The organism is Shewanella sp. FJAT-51649, assembly GCF_019457435.1.
Taxonomy (GTDB): Bacteria; Pseudomonadota; Gammaproteobacteria; order Enterobacterales; family Shewanellaceae; genus Shewanella; species Shewanella mangrovisoli.
On the sequence record NZ_CP080411.1, the window covers coordinates 3,277,932 to 3,301,049 of the forward strand.

At 47.0% G+C, this 23,118-nt stretch carries 18 protein-coding genes; 9 read left to right on the forward strand and 9 right to left on the reverse strand.

Annotation, left to right across the window (positions count from 1 at the left end):
- Positions 1–17: 17 nt before the first annotated feature.
- The gene (gene phoB, locus K0H59_RS14525; RefSeq protein WP_011623460.1) at positions 18–707 is read right to left on the reverse strand and encodes a phosphate regulon transcriptional regulator PhoB; all 690 of its coding nucleotides are present in this window, start codon (positions 705–707) and stop codon (positions 18–20) included.
- A gap of 185 nt (positions 708–892) precedes the next feature.
- Positions 893–1,837, reverse strand: coding sequence for a porin (locus tag K0H59_RS14530; RefSeq protein ID WP_164717875.1), 945 nt, complete (start codon positions 1,835–1,837; stop codon positions 893–895).
- A 292-nt stretch (positions 1,838–2,129) separates the two neighbouring features.
- On the opposite strand from K0H59_RS14530, the gene rdgC reads away from it, so the two are divergent.
- A complete protein-coding gene (gene rdgC / locus K0H59_RS14535; RefSeq protein WP_086902322.1) occupies positions 2,130–3,044 on the forward strand; it encodes a recombination-associated protein RdgC in 915 nt (304 codons plus the stop codon).
- A gap of 203 nt (positions 3,045–3,247) precedes the next feature.
- On the opposite strand, the gene K0H59_RS14540 is transcribed toward rdgC, so the two are convergent.
- Positions 3,248–5,059: a M61 family metallopeptidase gene (locus K0H59_RS14540; RefSeq protein WP_220053524.1), complete on the reverse strand. Its 1,812-nt coding sequence runs from the start codon at positions 5,057–5,059 to the stop codon at positions 3,248–3,250.
- A 140-nt stretch (positions 5,060–5,199) separates the two neighbouring features.
- Here K0H59_RS14540 and K0H59_RS14545 point away from each other — a divergent pair, with 140 nt between their 5' ends.
- The 6 genes from K0H59_RS14545 (at position 5,200) to K0H59_RS14570 (ending at position 13,241) form a co-directional block, all read left to right on the forward strand.
- Positions 5,200–7,362 (forward strand): lipopolysaccharide assembly protein LapB, encoded by a 2,163-nt coding sequence (locus K0H59_RS14545; RefSeq protein WP_220053525.1) that lies wholly within the window; start codon positions 5,200–5,202, stop codon positions 7,360–7,362.
- A gap of 149 nt (positions 7,363–7,511) precedes the next feature.
- On the forward strand, positions 7,512–9,068 hold the full coding sequence (locus K0H59_RS14550) for a GGDEF domain-containing protein (protein ID WP_011717750.1): 1,557 nt from the start codon (positions 7,512–7,514) through the stop codon (positions 9,066–9,068).
- 56 nt (positions 9,069–9,124) lie between these two features.
- Complete coding sequence (gene ppnN, locus K0H59_RS14555; RefSeq protein ID WP_220053526.1) at positions 9,125–10,480, forward strand: nucleotide 5'-monophosphate nucleosidase PpnN; 1,356 nt, start codon at positions 9,125–9,127, stop codon at positions 10,478–10,480.
- A 14-nt stretch (positions 10,481–10,494) separates the two neighbouring features.
- The gene (xni, locus tag K0H59_RS14560; RefSeq protein WP_220053527.1) at positions 10,495–11,277 is read left to right on the forward strand and encodes a flap endonuclease Xni; all 783 of its coding nucleotides are present in this window, start codon (positions 10,495–10,497) and stop codon (positions 11,275–11,277) included.
- 110 nt (positions 11,278–11,387) lie between these two features.
- A complete protein-coding gene (locus K0H59_RS14565) occupies positions 11,388–11,816 on the forward strand; it encodes a DUF3192 domain-containing protein (RefSeq protein ID WP_220053528.1) in 429 nt (142 codons plus the stop codon).
- Between the two features lie 816 nt (positions 11,817–12,632).
- Positions 12,633–13,241 (forward strand): hypothetical protein, encoded by a 609-nt coding sequence (locus K0H59_RS14570; RefSeq protein ID WP_088210593.1) that lies wholly within the window; start codon positions 12,633–12,635, stop codon positions 13,239–13,241.
- Between the two features lie 228 nt (positions 13,242–13,469).
- Here the strand turns inward: K0H59_RS14570 and K0H59_RS14575 are convergent, their stop codons facing one another.
- Positions 13,470–16,286, reverse strand: a complete 2,817-nt coding sequence (locus tag K0H59_RS14575; RefSeq protein ID WP_220053529.1) for a prolyl oligopeptidase family serine peptidase — start codon at positions 16,284–16,286, stop codon at positions 13,470–13,472.
- A gap of 254 nt (positions 16,287–16,540) precedes the next feature.
- Between K0H59_RS14575 and K0H59_RS14580 the strand changes: the two genes are divergently transcribed.
- Positions 16,541–17,551, forward strand: a complete 1,011-nt coding sequence (locus K0H59_RS14580) for an isocitrate dehydrogenase (protein WP_011717756.1) — start codon at positions 16,541–16,543, stop codon at positions 17,549–17,551.
- A 133-nt stretch (positions 17,552–17,684) separates the two neighbouring features.
- Here K0H59_RS14580 and rlmM read toward each other — a convergent pair whose 3' ends face one another.
- The 4 genes from rlmM to K0H59_RS14600 all read right to left on the reverse strand — a co-directional run bounded on the left by rlmM (position 17,685) and on the right by K0H59_RS14600 (position 20,967).
- Positions 17,685–18,770, reverse strand: a complete 1,086-nt coding sequence (gene rlmM, locus K0H59_RS14585) for a 23S rRNA (cytidine(2498)-2'-O)-methyltransferase RlmM (protein WP_220053530.1) — start codon at positions 18,768–18,770, stop codon at positions 17,685–17,687.
- 153 nt (positions 18,771–18,923) lie between these two features.
- On the reverse strand, positions 18,924–19,316 hold the full coding sequence (locus tag K0H59_RS14590) for a DUF423 domain-containing protein (RefSeq protein WP_220053531.1): 393 nt from the start codon (positions 19,314–19,316) through the stop codon (positions 18,924–18,926).
- An 87-nt stretch (positions 19,317–19,403) separates the two neighbouring features.
- Positions 19,404–20,075: an alpha/beta fold hydrolase gene (locus K0H59_RS14595; RefSeq protein WP_220053532.1), complete on the reverse strand. Its 672-nt coding sequence runs from the start codon at positions 20,073–20,075 to the stop codon at positions 19,404–19,406.
- Complete coding sequence (locus tag K0H59_RS14600) at positions 20,056–20,967, reverse strand: transcriptional regulator GcvA (protein WP_023268106.1); 912 nt, start codon at positions 20,965–20,967, stop codon at positions 20,056–20,058. The genes K0H59_RS14595 and K0H59_RS14600 overlap by 20 nt, the downstream gene beginning before the upstream one ends.
- Before the next feature lie 176 nt (positions 20,968–21,143).
- Here K0H59_RS14600 and K0H59_RS14605 point away from each other — a divergent pair, with 176 nt between their 5' ends.
- Positions 21,144–21,377: a hypothetical protein gene (locus tag K0H59_RS14605; RefSeq protein WP_088210590.1), complete on the forward strand. Its 234-nt coding sequence runs from the start codon at positions 21,144–21,146 to the stop codon at positions 21,375–21,377.
- Positions 21,378–21,528: 151 nt separating this feature from the next.
- Here K0H59_RS14605 and thiI read toward each other — a convergent pair whose 3' ends face one another.
- Complete coding sequence (thiI, locus tag K0H59_RS14610; protein ID WP_011717761.1) at positions 21,529–22,983, reverse strand: tRNA uracil 4-sulfurtransferase ThiI; 1,455 nt, start codon at positions 22,981–22,983, stop codon at positions 21,529–21,531.
- Between the last annotated feature and the right edge of the window lie 135 nt (positions 22,984–23,118).

Sequence of the window (23,118 nt, forward strand, 5' to 3'; positions counted from 1 at the left end):
CTATCTCTTATTTGGCACTAAATGCGTGTAGAGAAACGATAACCTGCACCACGAACCGTTTGAATGAGGCGATCATGGCCCGATTCTTCAACCGCTTTACGCAGGCGACGGATGTGCACATCCACGGTTCTGTCTTCTACATACACATTGGTTCCCCAAACGTTATCGAGCAGCTGTTCGCGGCTGTAAACACGTTCAGGGTGTGTCATAAAGAAGTGTAATAAACGGAATTCCGTTGGTCCCATATCGAGTACGGTATCGCCAACACTCACCCTGTGGCTCACGGGGTCGAGTAACAATCCTTGTACATCGATGGTTTCTTCAAGGCGGGTCGGCGCGCTACGGCGCAACACAGCCTTAATACGCGCCACCAGCTCCTTGGGTGAAAAAGGTTTAGTGATATAGTCATCGGCGCCCACTTCAAGGCCCTTAACCTTATCTTCTTCTTCACCGCGAGCGGTTAACATAATAATGGGGATCTGACGGGTAAACTCATCCTGCTTGAGGCGTTTGGCCAATTGAATACCACTTCCACCAGGAAACATCCAATCCAACAAAATCAGATCGGGGTAAGGCTCCTTTAGCAGCGCAATGGCCGAATCAAAATCTTCCGCCGCAGAGGTTGTAAACCCATGCTGTTCCATTACAAAAGTCAGCATCTCGCGGATGGCTAACTCGTCTTCTACTATCAATATCCTTGCAGTCATAAGTGATTTTCTGTCAGTGAATGTCAACACGGCTATTATTAGTCATTTTTATTACAGATTTATGAATAAGCATGCCGCAAAAGCGATATTGTCGCGATAATTGTCATATTAAGTTTATATAACTGTTTGTTTATCGCAATAAAAAAGGAGGCCTAAGCCTCCTTAATTCAACCTTAATGCTGAGATTAGAACTTGTGTTCTAAACCAACACCGATGTATTTGTCATCATCGTTAGACGCTTCCATAGAGCGGTTAGTATAGAAAGCAAACACTTTCGTTGGCTTACCTAAGCTGTAGTCCGCACCCACTGACCATGAATCACCTAAGTCTTCCATGTCTTGGTATTGAGCTTTTAAGGTCACTGCGTTGATATCGTAAGCGGCGCTTAACAGGTAACCGTTCACGCTGTCAGTGTTAACAGGTAAAGCGTTTTTGTAAGTTTGTTCCTGTTGTTGGTACATACCACCTAAGGTTAAATCAGCGATTTTACCTTGTACCGATGCACGCAGGATTTCGTAACCTTTTACGTCAGAATCGTAAGCGATAGCGGCGTAGAAAGGTGATTTTTTCAGTTTAGCGTCACCGTACATAGCGGCTAAGCTGAAACCGTCTTGAGCTTGTTGGTCAGCATCGCCTTCAGCAGCATAAGTTGCACCGAATACGAAACCACCGATTGAAGGTGACAGGTAAGTTGCAGTTTGGCCTAAACGGTTTTCACCTTTGAACAGGCTCTTTAAGTCACCTGATAAATCGTTGAACTGGTCAACGTTACCTTGAGAGATCTTTAACAGAGTGTCGTTACGACCAACAGAGAAAGAACCAAATGCACCTTTTAAACCAACGAATTGGTTACGGGCTTTGAAGTTGTCGCTTGTTGCAGCGCCAGTATCAACTTCGTATTCAACTGTGTAGAACGCTTCCAGCGAGCTAGACAGTTCGAAATCACCCTTCACACCAAAACGAGAAGCATTACTTTGAATAGTTGTTGTAGAATCACCTTTCTCATCATTTGATTGAGCGGTAACGTTCAACTTACCATAAACAGTCAGTGGCTCAGCGGCATAAGCAGAAGCCAGAGTTGCAGAAGCTAGCGCAGAAGCAAGTAGAGTTTTACAAAAAACGTTCATCATTTAATCCTTTCGACGTTATGTTCGTCTTGGTTATTGGTTTGGAACGACCGAAAGTTTGCAATGAATCTGTTTCAGTTTTATTTCAATTGTGACAACTTGGGTCAGTCGCCACGAAACCGCCTTCCTCCTCAAAGATAAAACCGAGATATACCAAGGGTTACGGCCGGACTTTTTTCAATGTTACATTTTAATGAATTCTGCAACCGAGGCAAAATTTAACGATTTATGGTAGGTTTACCCCGTTGCAACTATGCCGTAAACTGCGACTTTATTTTTCCAATGAGCGCATCTTATGTGGTTTAAAAATCTTACTCTTTACCGTTTCAATAAACCTTTTTCCATCGAAACAGAAGCACTTGAAACCGCACTCGCCGATTTCACATTCTCTCCGTGCGGCAGCCAAGACGTCAGCAAATTTGGTTTTTCCAATGCCTTAGGTAAACAGGGCAGCACCTTAGTGCACAGCGCCAACAATCGTCACCTTATCTGTGTGACCAAAGAAGAAAAAATTCTGCCAGGCCAAGTGATTAAAGAGTCATTAGAAGAAAAAGTGGCGCAAATTGAAGACGAAGAAAATCGTAAGCTCGCCAAAAAAGAAAAAGATGCGCTGAAAGATGAAATCATCACTAGCCTATTGCCACGCGCCTTTTCACGTCGTAGCCAAACTCGCGCGCTGATTTTACCTGAGTTGGAAATGATCCTCGTCGACAGCTCTAGCGCCACTAAGGCCGAAGAATTATTAGCTTTATTACGTAAAGCCTTAGGCAGCTTGCCTGTGATCCCATTAAGCTTTAAAGCGCCAGTTGAATCCAACCTCACTCAATGGTTAAAGGACGGCAGCGCGCCCTTACCCTTTGAAATGCAAGATGAAGCCGAGTTGAAATCGGCCGCCGATGAAGGCGGTATCGTACGCTTTAAGCAGCAAGATCTAAAAGAAGATGAAGTACTTGCCCACCTTGAAACCGGTAAAGAAGTACATAAGCTCGCCCTGCACTTTGGCCAATCAATTGCGCTACTGCTGCAATCCGATGCCAGCGTAAAACGCTTAAAATTCTCCGAAGAATTTAGAGCGGGTAATGATGAGCTAGGGAATGAAGATCCAATGGCGCGTCTCGATGCCGACTTTGCCTTAATGGGCAGTGAGTTAGTAGCGCTGATGCACGCACTGGTTTCGGCATTAGGCGGCCTTGAAGAGACTCAAGCTTAAGTCTTAGGCAAGCTCATCAAGCGCAGCTACATTTAGCTAAGGCTCCAAACGAGCTTAAGTGAAACTAAGCGAAATAATGTAAAAAGGCGCCGATGTGGACTCAGTTCACTGCGGCGCCTTTTTAGTCTCTATGACAGAAATAACACATTGGCAGCGATTCGAGTGCGCCAACCTCTATGGCTACCACTCAAAACGCAAACGAATTAGCTTTTCGTCAGCAGTTCACCCTTATTATCGAACGGCCAATCAATGCCCAGCCAAGCTTTGAAGAAGGCTTTTTGCTGCTTAGTCGCCTTTGCATCGCCTTTTAGCACTAGCTTACCGCTTTGTTTCTCACCTAAGGTTAACGCCACTTGCTTGATTTTATCGTTGTTAAATAAAGTGATTTCAACTTTATCACCCACTTTAAAGTCTTTAATGCGTTTATCAAAACCTTGTGCCGTGACCTTTAAGCCATTAATCGCGAGGATCTCATCCCCTGCGACGATACCAGCCTGCCAAGCAGGGCCATTACGCAAGACTTGAGAAAGCACTAAAGAGCCATGTTCGCTGCTTAAGGTCATGCCCGTAAAAGGCTCAGCTTTGGAGTCTTTACCGTAGGACATCACTAATCCTGCCTGAGACAACAGGCTTGAAAACTCAAGGCTCAGCGGACTATTCACATGGCTCTGCCACCACGGGCCATAATCCTTACCCGATAAGTCCTTCAGGATCTGCTTTACATCACTCACAGTGTAGCCCTTGGGCACGCGGTAATCCTGATAGAGTTTACGGTGCACGTCGCGGTACGAGTAGGCGAGCTTCGAATCCGTCAGCAGGGAGAAATCCAGCGCCAGTGAGGCTAAATAACCTTCGGAGTAAATATTCACACTGTGGTTAATGGCATAATCGCCGCCCGTGCTACTCCACTCGCCTAAACTGGCCTCGGCAACGGATTGAATTTCACGCCCCGGTGTTAGCTCACTCTTCTCGATGCGTTTGGCGAGATCTTCTAAAAATTCCTTAGGTGTCATCACACCTGCACGCAGCAATAACTGACCTTGGAAATAACTGGTCGAGCCCTCGGCAATCCACAACAGTTCGGTCATGTTTTCATGCTGATAATCGTAGGGGACCAGACCAGCCGGACGATAGGCTTTAACGTTCCAGGTATGAATAAACTCATGGGACGCCGTGCTAATAAAGCGTAGATAATCCTTACGCTCACGAAAACTAAAGCGCGGCAGTTGAATAACCGTTGAGTTTAAGTGCTCGGTCGCGCCGCCCGCACCACTGGTGGCGTGCACCATATACACATAACGCTCAAAGGGATAACCATCCCAAATCGCCTTGGCTTGGCCACTCAATGCGGTTAAGTCTTTCACCACTTTATCGGCATCGTAGTTACCTTCGCCCCAAAACACGAGTTCATAGTCTTTGTCGTTGGCGCTGAATTGCTTGTGGAGACTCACTCCCGTTTCGATGGGGGAATCAATCAGCACATCATAATTGGGGGCAACGAAGGAATGCGACGCATTACCTGACGACATGCCGGAATAACTTTGCCAGTTCTCGGGAACCGTTAACTGCACGGCCACTGGGTCTGTCCGAAATTGCGGGCTATACATAAATACGCCACTGGCATCGAGATAAGCGTGGCTCGCATCGATATGGCGTACTCGTTGACCTAATTCATTGGCGTAGAGTTGATAACTTACAGTCACACTGGCGGATTTATCGAGGGCAATTTGCCATTCGCCACTGGCGCTACGTTTCCATGGAAGACTGTTACCTTGACTGTCTTTCGCAGTAAATAAACGCACACCATCGGATAGGGGTAACACTTGATATTTACCCGTACGCCACACGGGAAGATTAACCGTCAACTCACCCGCTTTAGCTTCGGGAAAAGTCACACTCACCTGCGCAAGGTGATGTTCTGGTTGGCTTAAATCAATTTTATAATCTACATCGGCTAAAACAGTTGTCGAACCTAATGCACTTAATATCAAAACAGATAATCTACTGGGTTTCACTCTGACTTCCTTCCGTCTTCTGTTATTATGCTTCTTATATTTTTTCCAAGTATAACAAGTCGATGTAGCATCCTCATTAGGCGCTAACAAAAGCTAACAAAATAAGTTCCTTGACTTAGGGAATATAGGGCCACCTACACATGCGTAAATTCATTGTTATTTTCGTGACCTTGTTGATGTCTATTTCGTTTCAAACACTGGCTGCCGATCTCGAAGCCGAAGAAATAGAATTGCGTGAAACGCCACAGAAGATGTACGACAGGCTCAATCAATCCCTTTCTTTTCCTATCGCCTTTAAGACCCGCGAACAGTTTGAACGTGCCGCCCAAGAGCAGGGCTACAGCAGCGACGAATTCGAGCATATTTTGCAGCTACTGGCGCGATTGAATATGGAGCCGAATGTAAAGTCTAAGGTCGGGTTTCAAGACGCTAATACCCTTATCGAATTGCTTGCAAGCATAGCGCAGACGCCGTTCGAGCAAGCCACGGTCGCCATGTTAAAGGGCCGCTATATCGGCCGTACCGAACAAAAATACCAAGAAGCCATCGCCTTTTATAATGAGGCGCTGACACGGATTAACGACAGCTACGATGTCGAGTCCATGCTGCTCAAGCACACCATTCATGAACACTTAGGCGGTTTGCACCTCGTTATCCGTCAGGATGTGCCTGCCTTAATGCATTTTCACACCTATCGCGATATCGCCTACAAACTCAGGAACGATTATTTGATCGCAGCGGCCGAGTCAAAGCTCGGGCATTATTACAATAAAAATCAGCAACTCACTAAGTCATTACAGCACTATAGCGAAGCGATTCGCCTGTCCAATCGCTCCAATTATCCTTCGATGAAGACCCATCTGCAGCTACAACTGGCGAAGGTCTATCGGGATTTAAAACAATGGGATGAAGCCTTAAAGAATGCCCATGAGGCCGCCGCAGGCTTTAAAAAACTGGGCAACGACACTTATCTGTCAAGTTGCATGACAGTGATCGCCATGGTGTATGGCGAGCAAGGAGATTGGAACCGCGCCATCGATTACTATCTCAATGCCCAGCAGCTCGATGCTAAACGCGGTAACTACATCGCTCAAGGGTTGAACTTCCATAATCTCGGCCAAGCCTATTCGCACTTAGATGACGAGGCAAACGCCCTCAAATATTTACTGATGGCGAACCAAATCTTTGTTGAAAAACAAAGTCATCACTATTTAGTGTATAACGAGCTGCTAATTGGCGAGATAGCCCAAGCGAAGGAAGATTGGCCGCTGATGATGAGCCATGCCGAAAACGCCCTGGCCCTAGCGACCGATTTAAAATTGCAAGATGAACAAAAATCAGCTTTGACGCAAATCGCCCTGTCGGCGGAAAAACTTAACGATCAAGCCAAGGTGATAAGCACACAAAAACGTATTATCGAATTAAGCCAAGCATCCGAAAATACCGCGCAGGACTCGTCAGTATCTTCCTCGGTACTGGCCGAACAGCAACTCAAACTTGAGCTCAGCATGCTACAGGGCAAACTGAACGATGCGGTTGAAACCACTAAAAATACCAACAAGTTACTCGCCTTGAGTGGCCTTATCGCCACGCTACTCTTAGTGGGGATAGTTATCCTATTAAATCAGCGCCGTAAAACGAGGCGCCAAAACGCAGCCTTACTCGCAGTAAGTTTGCAGGAGCCTTTTACTCAGCATCAAGGCTATGCCGCACTCTTAAAGGATCTGGCTAAGCCTCCTGCGAATGCGTCCACTACCGCCCTCGCCTTGATTGAATTTGGCGAACAGGTCTGTACCGATCTGAATCACGGCCAATACTTTGCTAACGCTATTACCCAACAATTGACTCACCATATAGGCAATAGTCTATTGATGCCCGTCTATGTGATCCGCCAAGGGCTATTTGCCGTAAGATTTACTGAGGCAGTAGAACCGCAGCAAGTATTACACACGCTGCGTCGATACCTTGATGGCAAAGGCTTAAGCCATAGCTTTAACCTTGGCTTGATTAATTTGCCACTGCTAGCCAAAGCAGAAATTAAAATCGCCCCCAAATTACTGTTCGAAACAGTGCAAATGGCATTGGCGGGTGCCCGAAGTTTACCGAATGATGCCAGCCATTATGTGTGCCTAAGGGCCTTGGATTTTGTACCGCCAACACTCTTTGCAAACCCGCTATTCTTACACTTGGAGAAAGGGATTGAGCGCGGCCTTATTCGAGTCGACACCGATGCTCCGAAGGAGCAGATTGCCTGGCCCTGCTGGGAAAACAACCAAGATAGACATTTATTGGAAAATATTTGATCAATATCGACTATTAATCACAAGGACATGGGCAAACCGATTTGCACTCCACTGCCGTTGTTATAACATTAGTAGCATAAGAGTTAACTGCTAATCTAGACAGAGGACGTCATGCTTTTTAGCCCTGCTGAGTTAGGAAAATACTCCGGATGAAGGATTCCAACACGACAGTTTCACAACTGGCATTACTCCAACAGAAACTTCACTCTGCCAAGTTGGCACTCGATGAAGTCAATGAAGATAGAAATGCTAAGTTACAAACCTTACTCCAATTTATTGGCCATTTAAGTCTTGCCTGCAAAGGTCAGAATTTAGAACTGGATAATAAACTCGCTAAACTTCGCCATAACTTGAATACCTTTGAGCGAGTCGATGAAGCGTTGCCGGAATTAGTCGATGTTGAACGCCTATTAAAGGGTCAATACCACCATGTGATGGTACAACTTGAAGAGAGCCGTACTGGGCTTGCGCAAGTCATTCGCCAAATCCAACGGGTAAACTCAGCGCCAGATAAACTCAAAAAAGAAGTTAATTACTTTAAGCAGGATCTCGCCAAACCTTTCCACACGGTGTGGGAATATATTCCTAAAGTAAAACAAATCATTGGTTTCTATGACACCATTTTGCAGCAGCAATTTGAAGAAGCCGAAAAACTCGATGTGTTGCCTAAACACAGGCAGCTCGCCCACGAATTGGCGCAGATGATCTCGGAGATTGAGTTCCGTAAAGATCAACGCGACCAAGTGCTGGTCATTAAAGAGCTACTGGCTTCGGAAGTCGAAATCGACACCCTGCTCGAAGCCTATCAAACGATTTTATCCCTGCTGCTCGATAATATCGCCCGCGAAAAATCGGCCTCGCAAGAATTTTTATACGCGCTAAACGATGCCTTAGCCGCGGTGCGTGAAGTGGTGAGTGAATCCTACAATCACAATCAGCGCAGCTTCCAACTGAAGACTCAGTTAAATCGGGAAATTAACTCGCGCGTGGATAACGTAGGTGAAGCCATTATCGACACCGACGATATTGTCGACCTTAAAGCGCAATTAACCGAACAGCTTAGCTCGATTCGCTCCGCCCTCGCCCGTAAAGAAGCATTAGAGCAGCGTGAGCAGGCCCTGCTGCGCAAATCAATGGAGACCATGCGCAAAGAACTGAATGAGCTCAGTAGCGAAGCGAATACCTATAAAGAACGGTTATTCGAGCAACAAAAACTCAATCTATTGGATAGCTTAACTCAACTGCCTAACCGTGCCGCCCTCGAAGAGCGCATGGAGCTTGAGTATCGCAATTACCAACGCCACAGAACACCGCTGTGGATTGCAGTAGCAGACATCGACCATTTCAAGAGCATCAACGACAGCTTTGGTCACAGCACGGGCGATAAAACCCTGCAGGTTATCGCCATGGCATTAAAGAATTCCCTACGGGATACCGAGTTTGTTGCTCGTTACGGCGGCGAAGAGTTTGTGCTCATCCTGCCTGAAATTGACGGCGGTGATATTGCTCAACTTTTAAACAGAGTCCGTGAAAAAGTAAAAAATATTCCATTTAAATTTAAAAATCAGCGAATTACAGTTACAGTATCTATAGGGGCTGCGCAGGTTATGGGGAATGAGCTCATACATGAAACCTTCGAGCGCGCCGATGCAGCACTCTACAAAGCAAAACATGAAAGCAGAGACAGGGTTGTGATTGACGTATAACAAAGTCAGCCTATACGTCGCCTCTTATCACTCCTGTCGAGACGAAGGAGTGATAAATGATAGTAAAAGTCAGCCCAAAGGGCAGCATGGATCAGCTTTCACAACTCGAAGTTGATCGCCTCAAAAAAAGCGCCAAGAGCGCCCTATATCAACTGTATCGTAACTGCTCACTCGCCGTACTCGCCGCAGGCCTTAAGACCGACAACTCTAAAGCACTTTTCGAGCAATACCAGAGCTTCGATATCAATGTGTTGCAACGTGAACGTGGGGTTAAGCTAGAGCTTATCAATCCCCCAGAACAAGCCTTTGTCGATGGCCAAATTATCACGGGGATCCAAGAACACTTGTTTTCAGTGTTGCGGGATATCCTTTATATCAGCGACAAGTACGACACCCTTAAACATATCAATCTGACCAACGCCAGCCACATTACAAACGTAGTGTTCGATATTTTGCGTAACGCCCGCGCCATCGCACCGATGAAAGACCCCAATGTGGTCGTCTGCTGGGGCGGCCACAGTATTAATGCCGTCGAATACCAATACACCCGCGAGGTGGGTTATCAGCTCGGCCTAAGGGAACTCGATATTTGCACTGGCTGTGGCCCAGGCGCGATGGAAGGCCCAATGAAGGGCGCCGCCATTGGACATGCGAAACAACGGATTAAAAATGCCCGCTATATTGGTCTTACTGAGCCGAGTATTATTGCCGCCGAGCCGCCTAACCAAATTGTGAACGAGCTGGTGATTTTGCCCGATATCGAAAAACGCCTCGAAGCCTTCGTGCGCTTAGGCCATGGCATTATTATCTTCCCCGGCGGCGCGGGTACCGCCGAAGAGCTACTGTATATTCTGGGGATTTTGCTCAATAAAGAAAATCAGGAAACCCCCTTCCCACTGGTACTGACGGGTCCCAGTGAGAGCGCGGATTATTTTATTAAAATTGATGAGTTTATCGCCGCCACCTTAGGAGCCGAGGCGCAGCAAAAATATCAAATCATCATAGACAATCCCGCCGAAGTCGCCCGAGTGATGAAGCAAGGCATGGAACAAGTGAAAAACCATCGCCGCGCCACCGGTGATGCCTATCAATATCAATGGGGACTGAAGATAGAACCCGAGTTCCAACTGCCGTTTATCCCCAGTCATGAGGTGATGGCTAACTTAGATTTACATTTTCAAGCTAATAAAGCGGAATTAGCCGCTAATTTACGCAAAGCGTTTTCGGGTATCGTGGCGGGTAATGTAAAATCAGACACCATCAAGCAGATTGAGCACTTAGGCCCCTTCCACATAAAAGGGGACCCACATTTAATGGAGCTGATGGACAATTTGCTGGGGGCCTTTGTCGCCCAACATAGGATGAAACTGCCGGGAAGCGCTTATATTCCCTGCTATCAAATAGTGAAGTAAAACAATAACCGCCAATGAATAAGTTTTTAATTATCGATGGTCTCAACTTAGTTCGCCGGATTTATGCGGCGATCCCAGATGAGAACGATATGGACAGTTTAACGGAGCGTGTGAGTGTCGCCTGCACTAAACTGCTGCGCATTCACCACCCAACCCATGTCACTATCGTCTGGGATGGTGATGAGATGTCTTGGCGAAAGCAGCTTTATCCCGATTATAAAAAGGGCCGTAAACCTATGCCCGAGCCTCTGGCCGCGGGCTTACCTGCACTGCAGGAACACCTTAAAAGCGTACAAATCCAATCAATTTATGCCGCCGCCGAAGCCGATGATGTTATCGCCACCCTTGCGATGAAAACCGCCAAAGCCCAAGGTGAAGCCGTTATCGTGTCGACCGATAAAGGCTTTAGCCAACTCAATCATCCGCGTATCAGTCAATGGGATCATTTTAATCAGCAATACCTCAACATCACAGAGCTTGAGCAAAAGCTCGGAGTCGATCGTAGCCAATTTCTTGATTTAATGGCGCTGGCGGGTGATAGCGGTAATAAAATCCCCGGCATCGCAGGCATAGGCCCCAAATCAGCGGCTGAGTTGCTGCGAACCTTCAGAACCTTAGCTGCGCTGTTTTCTTCTCTGCCCAATCTTGGCGCGAAACAAGCTAAGAAGCTGGCCGAAGGACGAGATATGGCTCGCCTCAGTTATAAATTAGCCCAATTGCAAATCGATTTGCCCTTAAACATCAACCTCAAGGATTTTAGGGTCAATGGCCCCGCCAATACGCCGCAGCTCGATTAACGCACCTTGTTAACACTAAGTTGCAATAAAGCCGTTTACGTTAGGCCATCAAAGGCGTATTTTATTGACTTGCCAGATAGTACATTGGATATGCAAAGGAATTAGATTCAATGAAATCAAAAACTTCGGTCATTATTGGCAGTATATTTGCCGCGTATGTCGCCTTCGTCGCTGTTGTGGTGCTGGTATATGAGCCCACCCCGGATGAAATGGATTGGGAAGATAGACAAGTCTATAACAGCCAGAAATTAAATGAGTTAACCCTAGGACAGGACATTTCCACCGTCAAAAGCCTCTTTGGCAAGGCAGATTTTACAGAAGCCAAATCCCTTAAAGATGGCCAACTACAAGTGCTCTTTTATCGTACACACCATGAAAAATCCGATGGCGTGACCACCAAAGAAGAATGCACCCCACTAATTTTTAAAGACGATAAACTCGTGGCATGGGGCGATGATACCTATAAACAGTACCTCGAAGCCGGCATCGATATCGTCAGCCGCACCGCCAAAGAAGCCGAAAGCTCAAGCAAAAATTGATTTAGCTCTGGTATAACTATCATCCCTAAGCTAAATATCGTGAGCGTTTAAACAATATCCCCAAATGGCAATGTAATACCGATTCATTGCCATTACTTCCCCTGTGACAAGCTGCCGATTTATTTAACAAGAATCATCCCTACAGGGTCGATGGCGGCATCTGCAACAACTATCGCACGGCTACTTACCATGCAAGGTATACAGTCGTATTCGAATTTAGATACTTTTGAGTGATTTTAGGCCAAGGTTAGTGCATATCAACTCAACCGCTAACAAATAAAAACATTTGGAATCAATTAATTATTTAAGCGTTGGTTTTAGTTAATCGATTTCGAAAACGAGGATGTGCGTTTCAGGATGGTTTATTAAAGGGGAAACTGATAAGTTCTTTATATACAAATGGTTAATTGTGTACTTTTACTGATCTAACAAAGTAAACGTGCACTAATCACATGTTAGGCCCCATGGAACACATCGACGTTGAATGGATACATAAGAACGCCGCTTACCCTGTACGACAGGTGTCGGAGCTTGATCCCGCCGCGATGAGATCTGCAAACTTGAGTTCTTCCTCGATGACAAGCTGGGCTTTGCAGCACATGAATTATCCCTGCACCGAGCTTGGCGTGCTGAGGTCCCCTCTCTTTTGGAGAGCAGCCCATATCTTGTGTTCAACGGCGCTAGCATTAGCGCTCGGGACGTCGAGAGACTCTTGTCTGCCCATTCTCCAGATGGGGCCTAATAACTCATTCAAGCCGAAGCCGTTTAGTGGCTCGGCGTTATTCAAGCGTAATTTATACAACGGAAGTAATTAATATGATTAACCTATTGATAAATAAATCTGATTTGGCCGAAATGAGCGAAACCTCTTTTGGTGGAAAACCAGTTAAGAATAAAGGTGAAGATTTTCACTGGCCGACTTGTGCTTGCTGTAACCTTCCAATGCAATTTTTGGCGAAAATCTCGGTTGAAGAAGAATTACATCAAATTTTTATGTGCCAAAACGATCCTGGAATGTGCGACGATTCGGATGCTGATGGCGGCGGCAACGCTGTAATCGTAATAAAACCATTTGACCTTGAATTTGTCCAAGTCCCATCTGAAGGCAAAACGCTTCGAGATACAGCACACTCAGCTCAGGTAGTATCGGTCGATGGAGATGACTACGAAGCAGCAAGAAGAGAATGGGCGGAAGAAAATGGCGTTAGCCCTCGAGAGGTATTAGGTCAAATTTCCGGTGAACCCGCATGGATTCAAGGTGATGAAACACCCAATTGCACTGCATGTAATGAACCAATGGAATTTGTCGCTCAACTAGAACAAGGACCAAACTGGGAAACAGAAATGAATTTTGGCGGAGGTGGGGTGGCGTATTCGTTCGTCTGCCGTTGTAATGGTTCTGCAAGTTTTTTATGGCAGTGCTAATACCAACACATAACCAATAAAAACAAGTGGGCTTGGTAAAGCTGTGATCTTTTGGGCTCCAACAAGTCACAAACTTAAACCAGCGAGTGTTTAAGACGTTACTCAATAGATATCTTAATCCGAAAGCAACTTATTAGAGTAAAAACTCGCTCGCTTTGGTCCTTTATTCCCATAAAAAAACGCCACCTTACGGTGGCGTTTTTTTATAGATAAACCTAAAACAGACGGTTACTCATCATCGGCTTTATATTCGACATAGGCTTCGCCTTGGCTTAGCCAGGCTGGCGCGGGTTTACCTTTAAGATAATGGTCGAAATATTCCATCATCCGAATGCTGTAATCGAGCTTATTAGGGTATTTCTTCAGATGATGGGGTTCATCTTCATATTGTAAAAACACCACATCTTTACCCGCACGGCGCATCGCCAAGTACATTTCAACGCCTTGCTCCCAAGGCACCGCATCGTCTTTATCGCCAAACATGATCATCAGCGGCGTTTGAATGCGATCGGCATAGAATACTGGCGAGTTCTCAATATACTTTTGCGGTGCAGCGAAGAGGCTTTCACCTATGCGGCTTTGGCCCGTTTCGTATTGGAATTGGCGCGCAAGCCCAGTGCCATGGCGAATACCGCTGTAAGCACTGGTCATGTTAGCCACTGGGGCACCAGCTACCGCGGCTTTAAACATCTTGGTTTGAGTGATGGCAAACGCCGTTTGATAACCGCTCCAAGAATGCCCTTGTAAACCAATGGCGTTAGCATCGGCAACGCCCATGCCGATAAGCTTTTGCACACCCGAGGTCAGCGCTTGAACCGAACTGGCGCCGGGGTAACCGATCTCGAAACGAATATCCGGCAAGAATACCGCATAACCGTTATTCACATACCAAGCGAAGTTTGGTCTGTGGTTAACCTTCATTTGCGGGAAGGCATGCAGTCTGTCAGTCATAAAGCGATAGTAGTAAACCAGCACAGGATAACGCTCGCCCGCTTGATAGTTAGTCGGTTTAATCAACACGCCATTGAGCGGCTTGCCATCGCCATTGGTCCAATGCACTAATTCGGCTTGGCTCCAATTAAAGGCTTGGCGTTGCTTGTCTAAATCGGTTTGCTTCACGGCATTTTGTGGGGTCTGATAGCTAGCGGTATACAAGTCAGGGAACAGATCGAAGCGCTCCTTAGAGAACACTAAGGTATCCGTATCTTTACTGCGCCCAAGCACAGTTAGCTTATACTCGCCTTCCATCAAAGTCTTAACGCCCGCTTCGCCTAAGGTCGCTTGATAAAAACCATCGGCTTTAGTCTTGTCGCTGTAACCATGCAGTAGCACAGTGGCGTTGTAAGCTAGTGTGGTTGGCTCATCGGGATTATCGACTAAACCTTCAACACGATATTGAATTTTTTGAGCGCGTCCCTGCCCTGCGGTTAAGGCAAATCCGCTTTTCGATGCGGTATTAAACTGCCACACATCGTATTTGTCGTAGACGAGGAAACCTGCGTCGTCCTTCAGCCAAGGGCCAAAACCATAACCCGGCGCATTGGAGGGATAATCATGGTCTTCATCGGCAAAACTCACCTTTAAAGACTTGGTCAGATTGGTGCGACGACCTTCGGCAATATCATATAAATACACATTACCTTGCTGATAATAGGCCACATATTTACCGTCGCCCGATAAGCTCGGCTCAGCATCGCTTGGTTGTTGGGTTAACAGCGGTAACTTGCGACCCGTGTTGATATCCACCAAGTAATAGTCTTGATAAAAGCCCGCCCAAGTGATCATCTTGAGATAGGGTAAGTCTGAGCTGGCCAGCATATAACGCTTATGCTGTGACAGAGTCACATCCGGCACCGTTTTATCGCCAAGCTGCACTACATTGTTTGAACCTAAATGCAGCACGGCTAAATAAGTGCGCTTTTGCTCTTTATCATATTGCTTGATTTCATGGGGTTTAATCCGTGGATCGTCCCCATGCCAGACCTTAAGCCCACGTTGACCTGTGACTATCTCTTTGTCGTAAAGGTCTTTTTCTTCTGCGATTTTCTTCAGGCTGAGCTGCTGGCTCACCTCGGGCACGCGACCAAAGAAGAGTCGCTCACTGTCTAGGGAGAAGTTTAAACTGGCGTAACGGTTTAACGTCCACTCTTTGGTGTTTGGCACGGGGCGAACTTTGCCCGAAGCGATATCGACTAGGCTTAACTGATAGCTGCGGCCATAGGGTAATTCACTAGCATCCCCTTGGGTAAAGGCCAGCCAGCGACCATTTTTCGACAGTGAAACCGCACCAATTTGTTGAGTTTGAGATTCAAATGCCGTTGATTTTTTGTAGTCTTTCAAATCAATCAGTTGCAGTTGATGTTGTTTCGCCTCGATATCATTGACCGCAACAGCCAAGCGGCGACTGTCTTTATCAAACTGATAGGCGGTCACATGCTCCAGATCCACCCGCTGCGATGGCGAAGACAAATTCACTAAACTCAAACGACGGCCTTGGTCGAACTTATCGACCTTCACCTTCTCGGCTTTGGGCTTATCATCGGCGCCTTCAGTTTTCTCTTTGGCGTCTTTCTTGGCCTCTTCGTCGGCTTCAAACCAAATGGCTAAATGCGCGCCATCGTCGCTAAAGACAAATTCCTTTACCCGTTCAAATTTGGTTTGCGTACCGGTTTGGGTATCGAGCAGCACCATATCGGCTTTGAGCTTTTTCTTGGCCTTAGCATCACTGGTTTCGACTTTAAGCAAGCTAGGCTTAACGGCCATCGCCACATAACGGCCAGTGTGACTCACGATAGGGTCTGAGCCGCCTTCAATCTGAAAGTCTTTTCCTGTTTGCAGATTTTTAATTAAACCATGGCTATCGCCACGATCCGGCGCCACCTCGACTGCCAACACTTGACCATTGTCAGCGATAACGGGCTTCTCGAGGGACTCAAAATGCATAATGTCGGTCAGGGTAAGCGGTTTAGTGCTGGTTTCTGCATGAGCATTGGGCAGTATTCCGAGGGATAAAAGCACTAGCGATGTGATAGGTAATAACTTCAATGTCTTCCTCTTTTATGTAGTTGTTAGACTAAAGTAGACTTTTTTAACCATTGGTCCTCCATCATCGTTATAACCCAGTATTTTTACAAGTTATACCCGATAAAAAATCGTGATATTGCTCACTATTTCCTGTGAAGTTTGACCAAAGACGGTTAAAATAATGGGGAGAAAAAACACCAAATTCATAGTCATGTTACCCGGCTAATCCCGGGTCGGACAATTGCAGTAACGACGAACCGTGGAAGGACTTCTCCATGTCAAAAAGAACGATAACCGTAATTCCAGGTGATGGAATTGGCCCAAGTATTATTGATTCAGCCTTAAAAATTCTTGATAAAGCAGGTTGTGATTTTGAATATGAATTTGCCGATGCCGGCTTAACTGCTCTCGAGAAGCAGGGTGAACTACTTCCGCAGCGTACTTTAGAACTGATCGAAAAAAACCGCATCACCCTGAAAGGCCCGCTAACTACACCGGTCGGCGAAGGTTTCACCTCTATCAACGTGACATTACGTAAGAAATTCGGCCTGTACGCTAACGTACGTCCAGTGTTGTCTTTCAAAGGCACTCAAGCCCGTTATGAAAACATTGATATCATCACAGTGCGTGAAAACACCGAAGGCATGTACTCTGGCCACGGTCAAAAAGTTTCTGAAGACGGCACCACAGCTGAAGCAACCAGTATCGTCACTCGCCAAGGTGCTGAGCAGATCGCGACATTCGCCTATGAACTGGCCCGCAAAGAAAACCGTAAGAAAGTCACTATCGTGCACAAAGCAAACATCATGAAGTCAACTTCAGGTCTGTTCCTGAAAGTGGCCCGTGAAGTGAGCCAACGCTACCCAGACATCAAAACCGAAGAAATGATTGTCGATGCGACTTGCATGAAGTTAGTGATGAACCCAGAAAACTTCGACGTCATCGTAACCACCAACCTGTTTGGTGACATTCTGTCGGATCTGTGTGCTGGTTTAGTCGGTGGTTTAGGTATGGCTCCTGGTGCCAACATTGGCCGTGACGCAGCGATTTTCGAAGCGGTTCACGGCAGTGCGCCAGATATCGCAGGTAAAAATCTCGCGAACCCAACATCTGTGATCTTAGCCTCTATCCAAATGCTGGAATACTTAGGCATGGCCGATAAAGCCGATCTGATCCGTAAAGCCGTATCGGCAGTGATTGAAGAAGGCGACCGTACTACTCGCGATTTAGGCGGCACCCACGGTACGACTGACTTCACTCAAGCGGTGCTTGACCGTCTGTCATAATCGCTTTGCGCGAAACAAAAAACGCACCCTAGGGTGCGTTTTTTTATAGCCGCAATCTTGCAGAACTGCCAAATAAAAAGCCCCAGACATGACTTGGGGCTTCACTCACTAACAGAACGCTAAAAACCGCTGATTAGTTCCAAGCCTGGCTCGGTCTAATCCACAGGTGCACAGTCACTTCATCACGGTCATGGTATAAATGCTTACACTGTAACTGGAATTCGTTGATGCCGTTTTCCTTGAGGATTTCCTGCATGGTATTCAAAATTGCCATCACTTCTTTATAACGGCTCTTCATCGGCAGTTTGAGGTTGAAAATCGCTTCTTTAAACCAGCCATTGATGGCCCAAGCTTCAATCAGCTCAGCCACGCGCGCGGGTTTTTCAACCATGTCACACACTAACCAATAAATGTTTTTACGCTGTGGCTCGAAGCGGAAACCATCCTCGCGGAAATGTTTCACTTGTCCGGTTTCCATCAGCTTTTCGTTCATAGGGCCATTATCGACTGCGGAGACCATCATGCCACGACGCACTAACTGATATGTCCAGCCGCCTGGGCAAGCGCCTAAGTCCACTGCGTTCATGCCGCTGCGAACCCGCACTTCTTGCTCTTCTTTAGGCACAAACTGCGCGAAGGCTTCATCGAGTTTCAAGCTTGAGCGGCTCGGCGCATCGGCAGCCATTTTCAGGCGCGGGATCCCCATAAAATAGGGTGAGCTGTTGTTACTGAAGGAATAACCTACGTAGGCACGACCTGGGCCGATAAAACACACGTGGATAATCGGACGCTTAGGATTTTCTTGCGCGAGTAAACTGCCGGATTTTTTCAAATGCTGGCGCAAAGGTACGGTAAACTTACGGCAAAATGCCGACAGCTCTTTCGCTTCGTTGGTATCAGGGGTTTCAACCCTCAGCTCACCCGCTTTACTCACCTCACCGAGCGCCGCCACAATCGGACTGACACGATCAGACTCAGGTAAATCCGCCAACAGCTCGCTTGCGGCAAACATCTGACGGGCAAAAATCAGTGAATCTAACGGCAGTTGCTTCACTAAGGTATCGCCGCCGTCTTCTTCAAAACATTGATATACCACGTAGGCATCGTTGTTGTTGGCCTTAACAAAGCCACCCACATTGAGCTCGGCGGCTCGCTGTTGGATTTCTGCTGCGCATTCTTTCTCATAGCCTGCACGGCAAAATAAAAATAGGTTTTTCATGGAGATCCTTAAGAAATCCAAGCCATAAACATGGCCGACTATCGATTTGGGCGCCAGTATAGCAATTTCAATGCACAAAAGCCCGATTTGCTATCGGGCTTTTGTGTGATTGGCAGTGTGAACGCACAGCGCAGTGGCTGCGCCACACAAGTATTATGACTCGTTACCATCCACCACTTTATGGCGCCATACGGCCGCAGCCAGCAATAACCAACCTAAGAGGAAACAGCCACCGCCCATTGGGGTAATAGGGCCTAACCATTTGCTACCGACCAGTGCTAAACCGTAGAGCGAGCCAGAAAACAGCACTATGCCAGCAATAAACAAATACGCCGCCCAATCCAGCAAACGTGAGGTTAACCACTGCCCGGCAAAGGCCACGGCAATCAGCGCAAAGGTATGATAGAAATGATATTGCACGCCTAGATTAAACACATCAATCAGCTCAGGCGGCGCGACAGCCTTGAGTCCATGAGCACCAAAGGCACCTAGCGCAACCGCAAAAAATCCGCTTACCGCGGCGAGTAACAACAATCCTTTACGCATTTTTACCTCCAAAAACCAATAGGCTTTACAACAGACGACGCTCTAGCAGTAACGCCTGAGCGCTTTAGGCCATATTAAGAATAAGCACTAGCCAATAAATTTTGCTGATAAATCAACAGCCAATGCAAGATTAGCCGCTTCGGTCGTGCCTGACGACTTTCTTGGGACAAAACTATGATCCCCATCGGCTAAGTATTCAATTTGAATATTACTGTTAAGCGGCCAAGTGGGGATCTGCACCTGAGAACCAAACTTATCCCGCTCACCCTGTAGCACTAACACAGGCACTTGGCAGTCGTTTAGAGGTTCTAACCTAGGTTCACCACCCTTAAGTGGAATAAAGGGATAACCTAAGCAAATGACCCTATCAATACGGCTGGCTTGCGCGCTATCGCAGGCCAGTAACGCCGCCATGCGTCCACCCATGGATTTGCCCATCAAGACCACACGCTTAACCTCAGGCTGAGCATGCGCCACATCGAGCATCTCACTAAAACAGGTGAGCAGCTTTGGCGCTCTGTCAGGCGGGCGCTTTTTACCATCTAGGGCATTGGCCTGCATGTAGGGAAAGTTAAAGCGCATCACTTGAAAACCCTCTGCGACAAGACCTGCGGCCATTTGGCACATAAAATCTGAGTCTCGATTCGCCCCCGCGCCGTGGGCAAATAAAATCAAGGTGTCTGAGGGCTCGCCTTCTAACACATAGGCACTTGACGCAACATCCTCGTTAACCAAGGGATTATCCGGGCAACAACTCACTGCGTGACTCCTCGGCAAACATATCTAACATCCACTCACGAAACGCGACCACTTTACCCAGCTCGGCATGGTTCTGTTGGCAGACGAGGTAATAAGCATCTTTGCTCACTAACACTTCTTGGAATGGGCACACCAGTCGCCCCGCCTTAATATCGGGGCGAGCGAGTACGCTATAACCTAAGGCCACACCTTGGCCATGGGCTGCCGCCTGCAAAACGAGGGAAGAGTGACTAAAAATCGGCCCTTGGTTGACGTTGATATCGTGAATGCCACATTGTCTAAACCAAGCCTGCCAATCGTGACGGCTCATATCGTGCAGCAGCGTGTGGTGTTTTAAATCTTCCGGCTTAGACAAGGGCTTAGGGCCATTTAACAGCATGGGCGAACATACGGGGATCAGCACTTCATTACGGAGTTTATCGGCGCGAAGCCCTGGCCAATTGCCTAAACCATAATAAATGGCGACGTCGACATCGTCGGTTAAGGAGCTAGCCTCTGTGTCTACCGCCTTAATTCGTACGTCAATATCGGGATTTTTTTCACTAAACTTCGACAGGCGCGGCACCAGCCACTGAATAGCAAAGCTTGGCGACATGCTCACGGTCAACGAACCAATGGCGCTCCGTGCAAGTAGCCTGTCGGTCGCATCCGCCAGTTGGGTGAAGATATCTTTAATATCGAGAAAATAGCTCTGGCCTTCTTCGGTCAGTAGCAGCGAACGATTCTTTCGACGAAATAATTTTAATCCGAGAAAATCTTCCAGCGCCTTAATTTGGTGACTCACCGCAGCCTGAGTCACAAACAATTCTTCAGCCGCTCGAGTAAAGCTCAAATGCCGTGCGGCGGCCTCAAATGCTTTAACCGCATTCAGTGGTGGTAAGCGTCTTGACATAGTGATCTCTATCTCAATTTTTAATTAGTTTTTCTAATCCGCATTGTTACATTTAATCGTTTGTAAAGGCCAGCGTTTTTGATTAAATTTTGCGCCAACGAAACACATGAGTTGGACAATCTCGAACGGGTGATGGGAATGTCTGACAGCAATACTTTGTCAGCCCGGAGGCGACTATGTTCAATTTAAAATCTGCTTTTGCGTTAGTGTTAGTCAGCGCACTCAGTGCCAATGTCAGCGCAAATGTTATCGATGCAGAAATTATCATCGACACCAGTGATTTACAGGCAAGCATCAATGCCGAACTGACTGCGACGATGGAGAAAATGCATGAAGAAGCGCTGCAGGATCCAACCTTATTGCTTGCCGATGACGTGTTACCGGCCCAGCAAGTGGTCAAGACCGAATAAATTGCACAGCTTATCAGTAAAATAAAAGCCGCATTCCAATGCGGCTTTTTTGTATTCGTTTACCTGCTTATTGGCGCATCGAGGCCCCAATTCATACGCATTAAGGCCAAAGTTGATGTTTGGCCTTAGCTCGCGTTTTACTGGCTATCGCTTAAGGGCGGTAAACCTTAACATTGTGATAACCTTGTTCAATCAGGTATAGCGCTTGTAATTTACTCATCACCCCACGCTCGCAGTACAGCAGGTAAGTCTTCTGCTTATCGAGATCGGCAAACTGAGTCGCTAATTTGAAGAAAGGAATGCGCTTGATTTCCACGCCTTCAATCTCCAGCGGCTTATTCTCTTCTTCCTCTGGGGCGCGAATATCAATCACCACTTCATTGGTGTCGATAGCAACAACGGTTTCAGTTTCAGTGATACGCGTATTCATTTGTTCTGCTATCTCCCTGATATCAATGGCCACGGCCTGCTCAACGATACGGTCAATCAAGTCCTCAGAGAATTTGGTCTCCTCAGCCTCAACCTTGGCCAGTACCGCCTTAACGGTTGGCTTTTGCGAAATCACACCGCAATATTCGGGCATAGATTTAGCAAAATCTTCGGTGCCGATACGGCGACATTCGTTGATGATGTCCTGCTTGTCCATGGCGATCAGCGGGCGCAGGATCAGCATATCGGTGCAGCGGTCAATCACGTTTAAGTTGGTCAAGGTTTGGCTCGATACTTGGCCTAAACTCTCACCTGTCACAATCGCCTGAATGCCCATACGCTCGGCAATACGCGCCGCGGTGCGCATCATCATACGCTTGAGCACCACGCCCATTTGACCGTTGTCGATTTTCTCTAAAATCTCAGCCACCACAGGCTCGAACGGCACAGACACAAACTTCACCTTGTGGGATTCACCATAGGTTTTCCACAAATGGTAAGCGACTTGTTTCACGCCAATTTCATGCTGCGCGCCACCGAGGTTGAAGAAACAGTAATGGGTACGAGCGCCCTTCTTAATAAATTGGTAGCTCGACACGCCTGAGTCAAAACCGCCCGAAATCAAAGACAATACATCTTCCTGCGTCGCCATAGGAAAGCCGCCTAAGCCTTCGATACGCTTAGTCACCATATACAGTTTATCACCCTCGATTTCGAGGTTAACTGTCACTTCTGGGTTCTTCAAACGCACGCCAATCGCATCGGTAAACTGGTTTAAACCGCCACCGACATAACGCTCGACTTCGATAGAGTTAAAATCGTGTGAGCCTGTGCGTTTAACGCGCACACAGAAGGTTTTACCGGCAATTTGGTCACGGTAAACGGGTAAGACTTGCTGGTAGATATCGTCGACTGAGGTAAAGCTGTATTCATCCACTTGCACCACATGGGCGATCCCAGGAATACAGGCTAAACGCTCACCAAAGGCCTGAGCTAATTCAGGTTTATCATTTGGCACCTTTACCCAAATACGGTCCCATTGACGTTGCACTTTGGCATCTTCATCAACTTTTTTGAGCACGTTACGGATGTTGGTTTCAAGCATTTTGGTGAAGCGCATGCGCACGGGCTTGCTCTTCATCATGATTTCTGGGTACAGCTTTACAATAAACTTCATGGGATTTCCGCGGGCAATTTTGTAAACAGCAAAATTGGTTAAAAGAATAATCGCCGGATTATAACAAACTCACGGCGATTGGCGCACCTGTTTCAACACTCGGACTGCTCGTGGCGTGCGCTTATGCACAGTTGA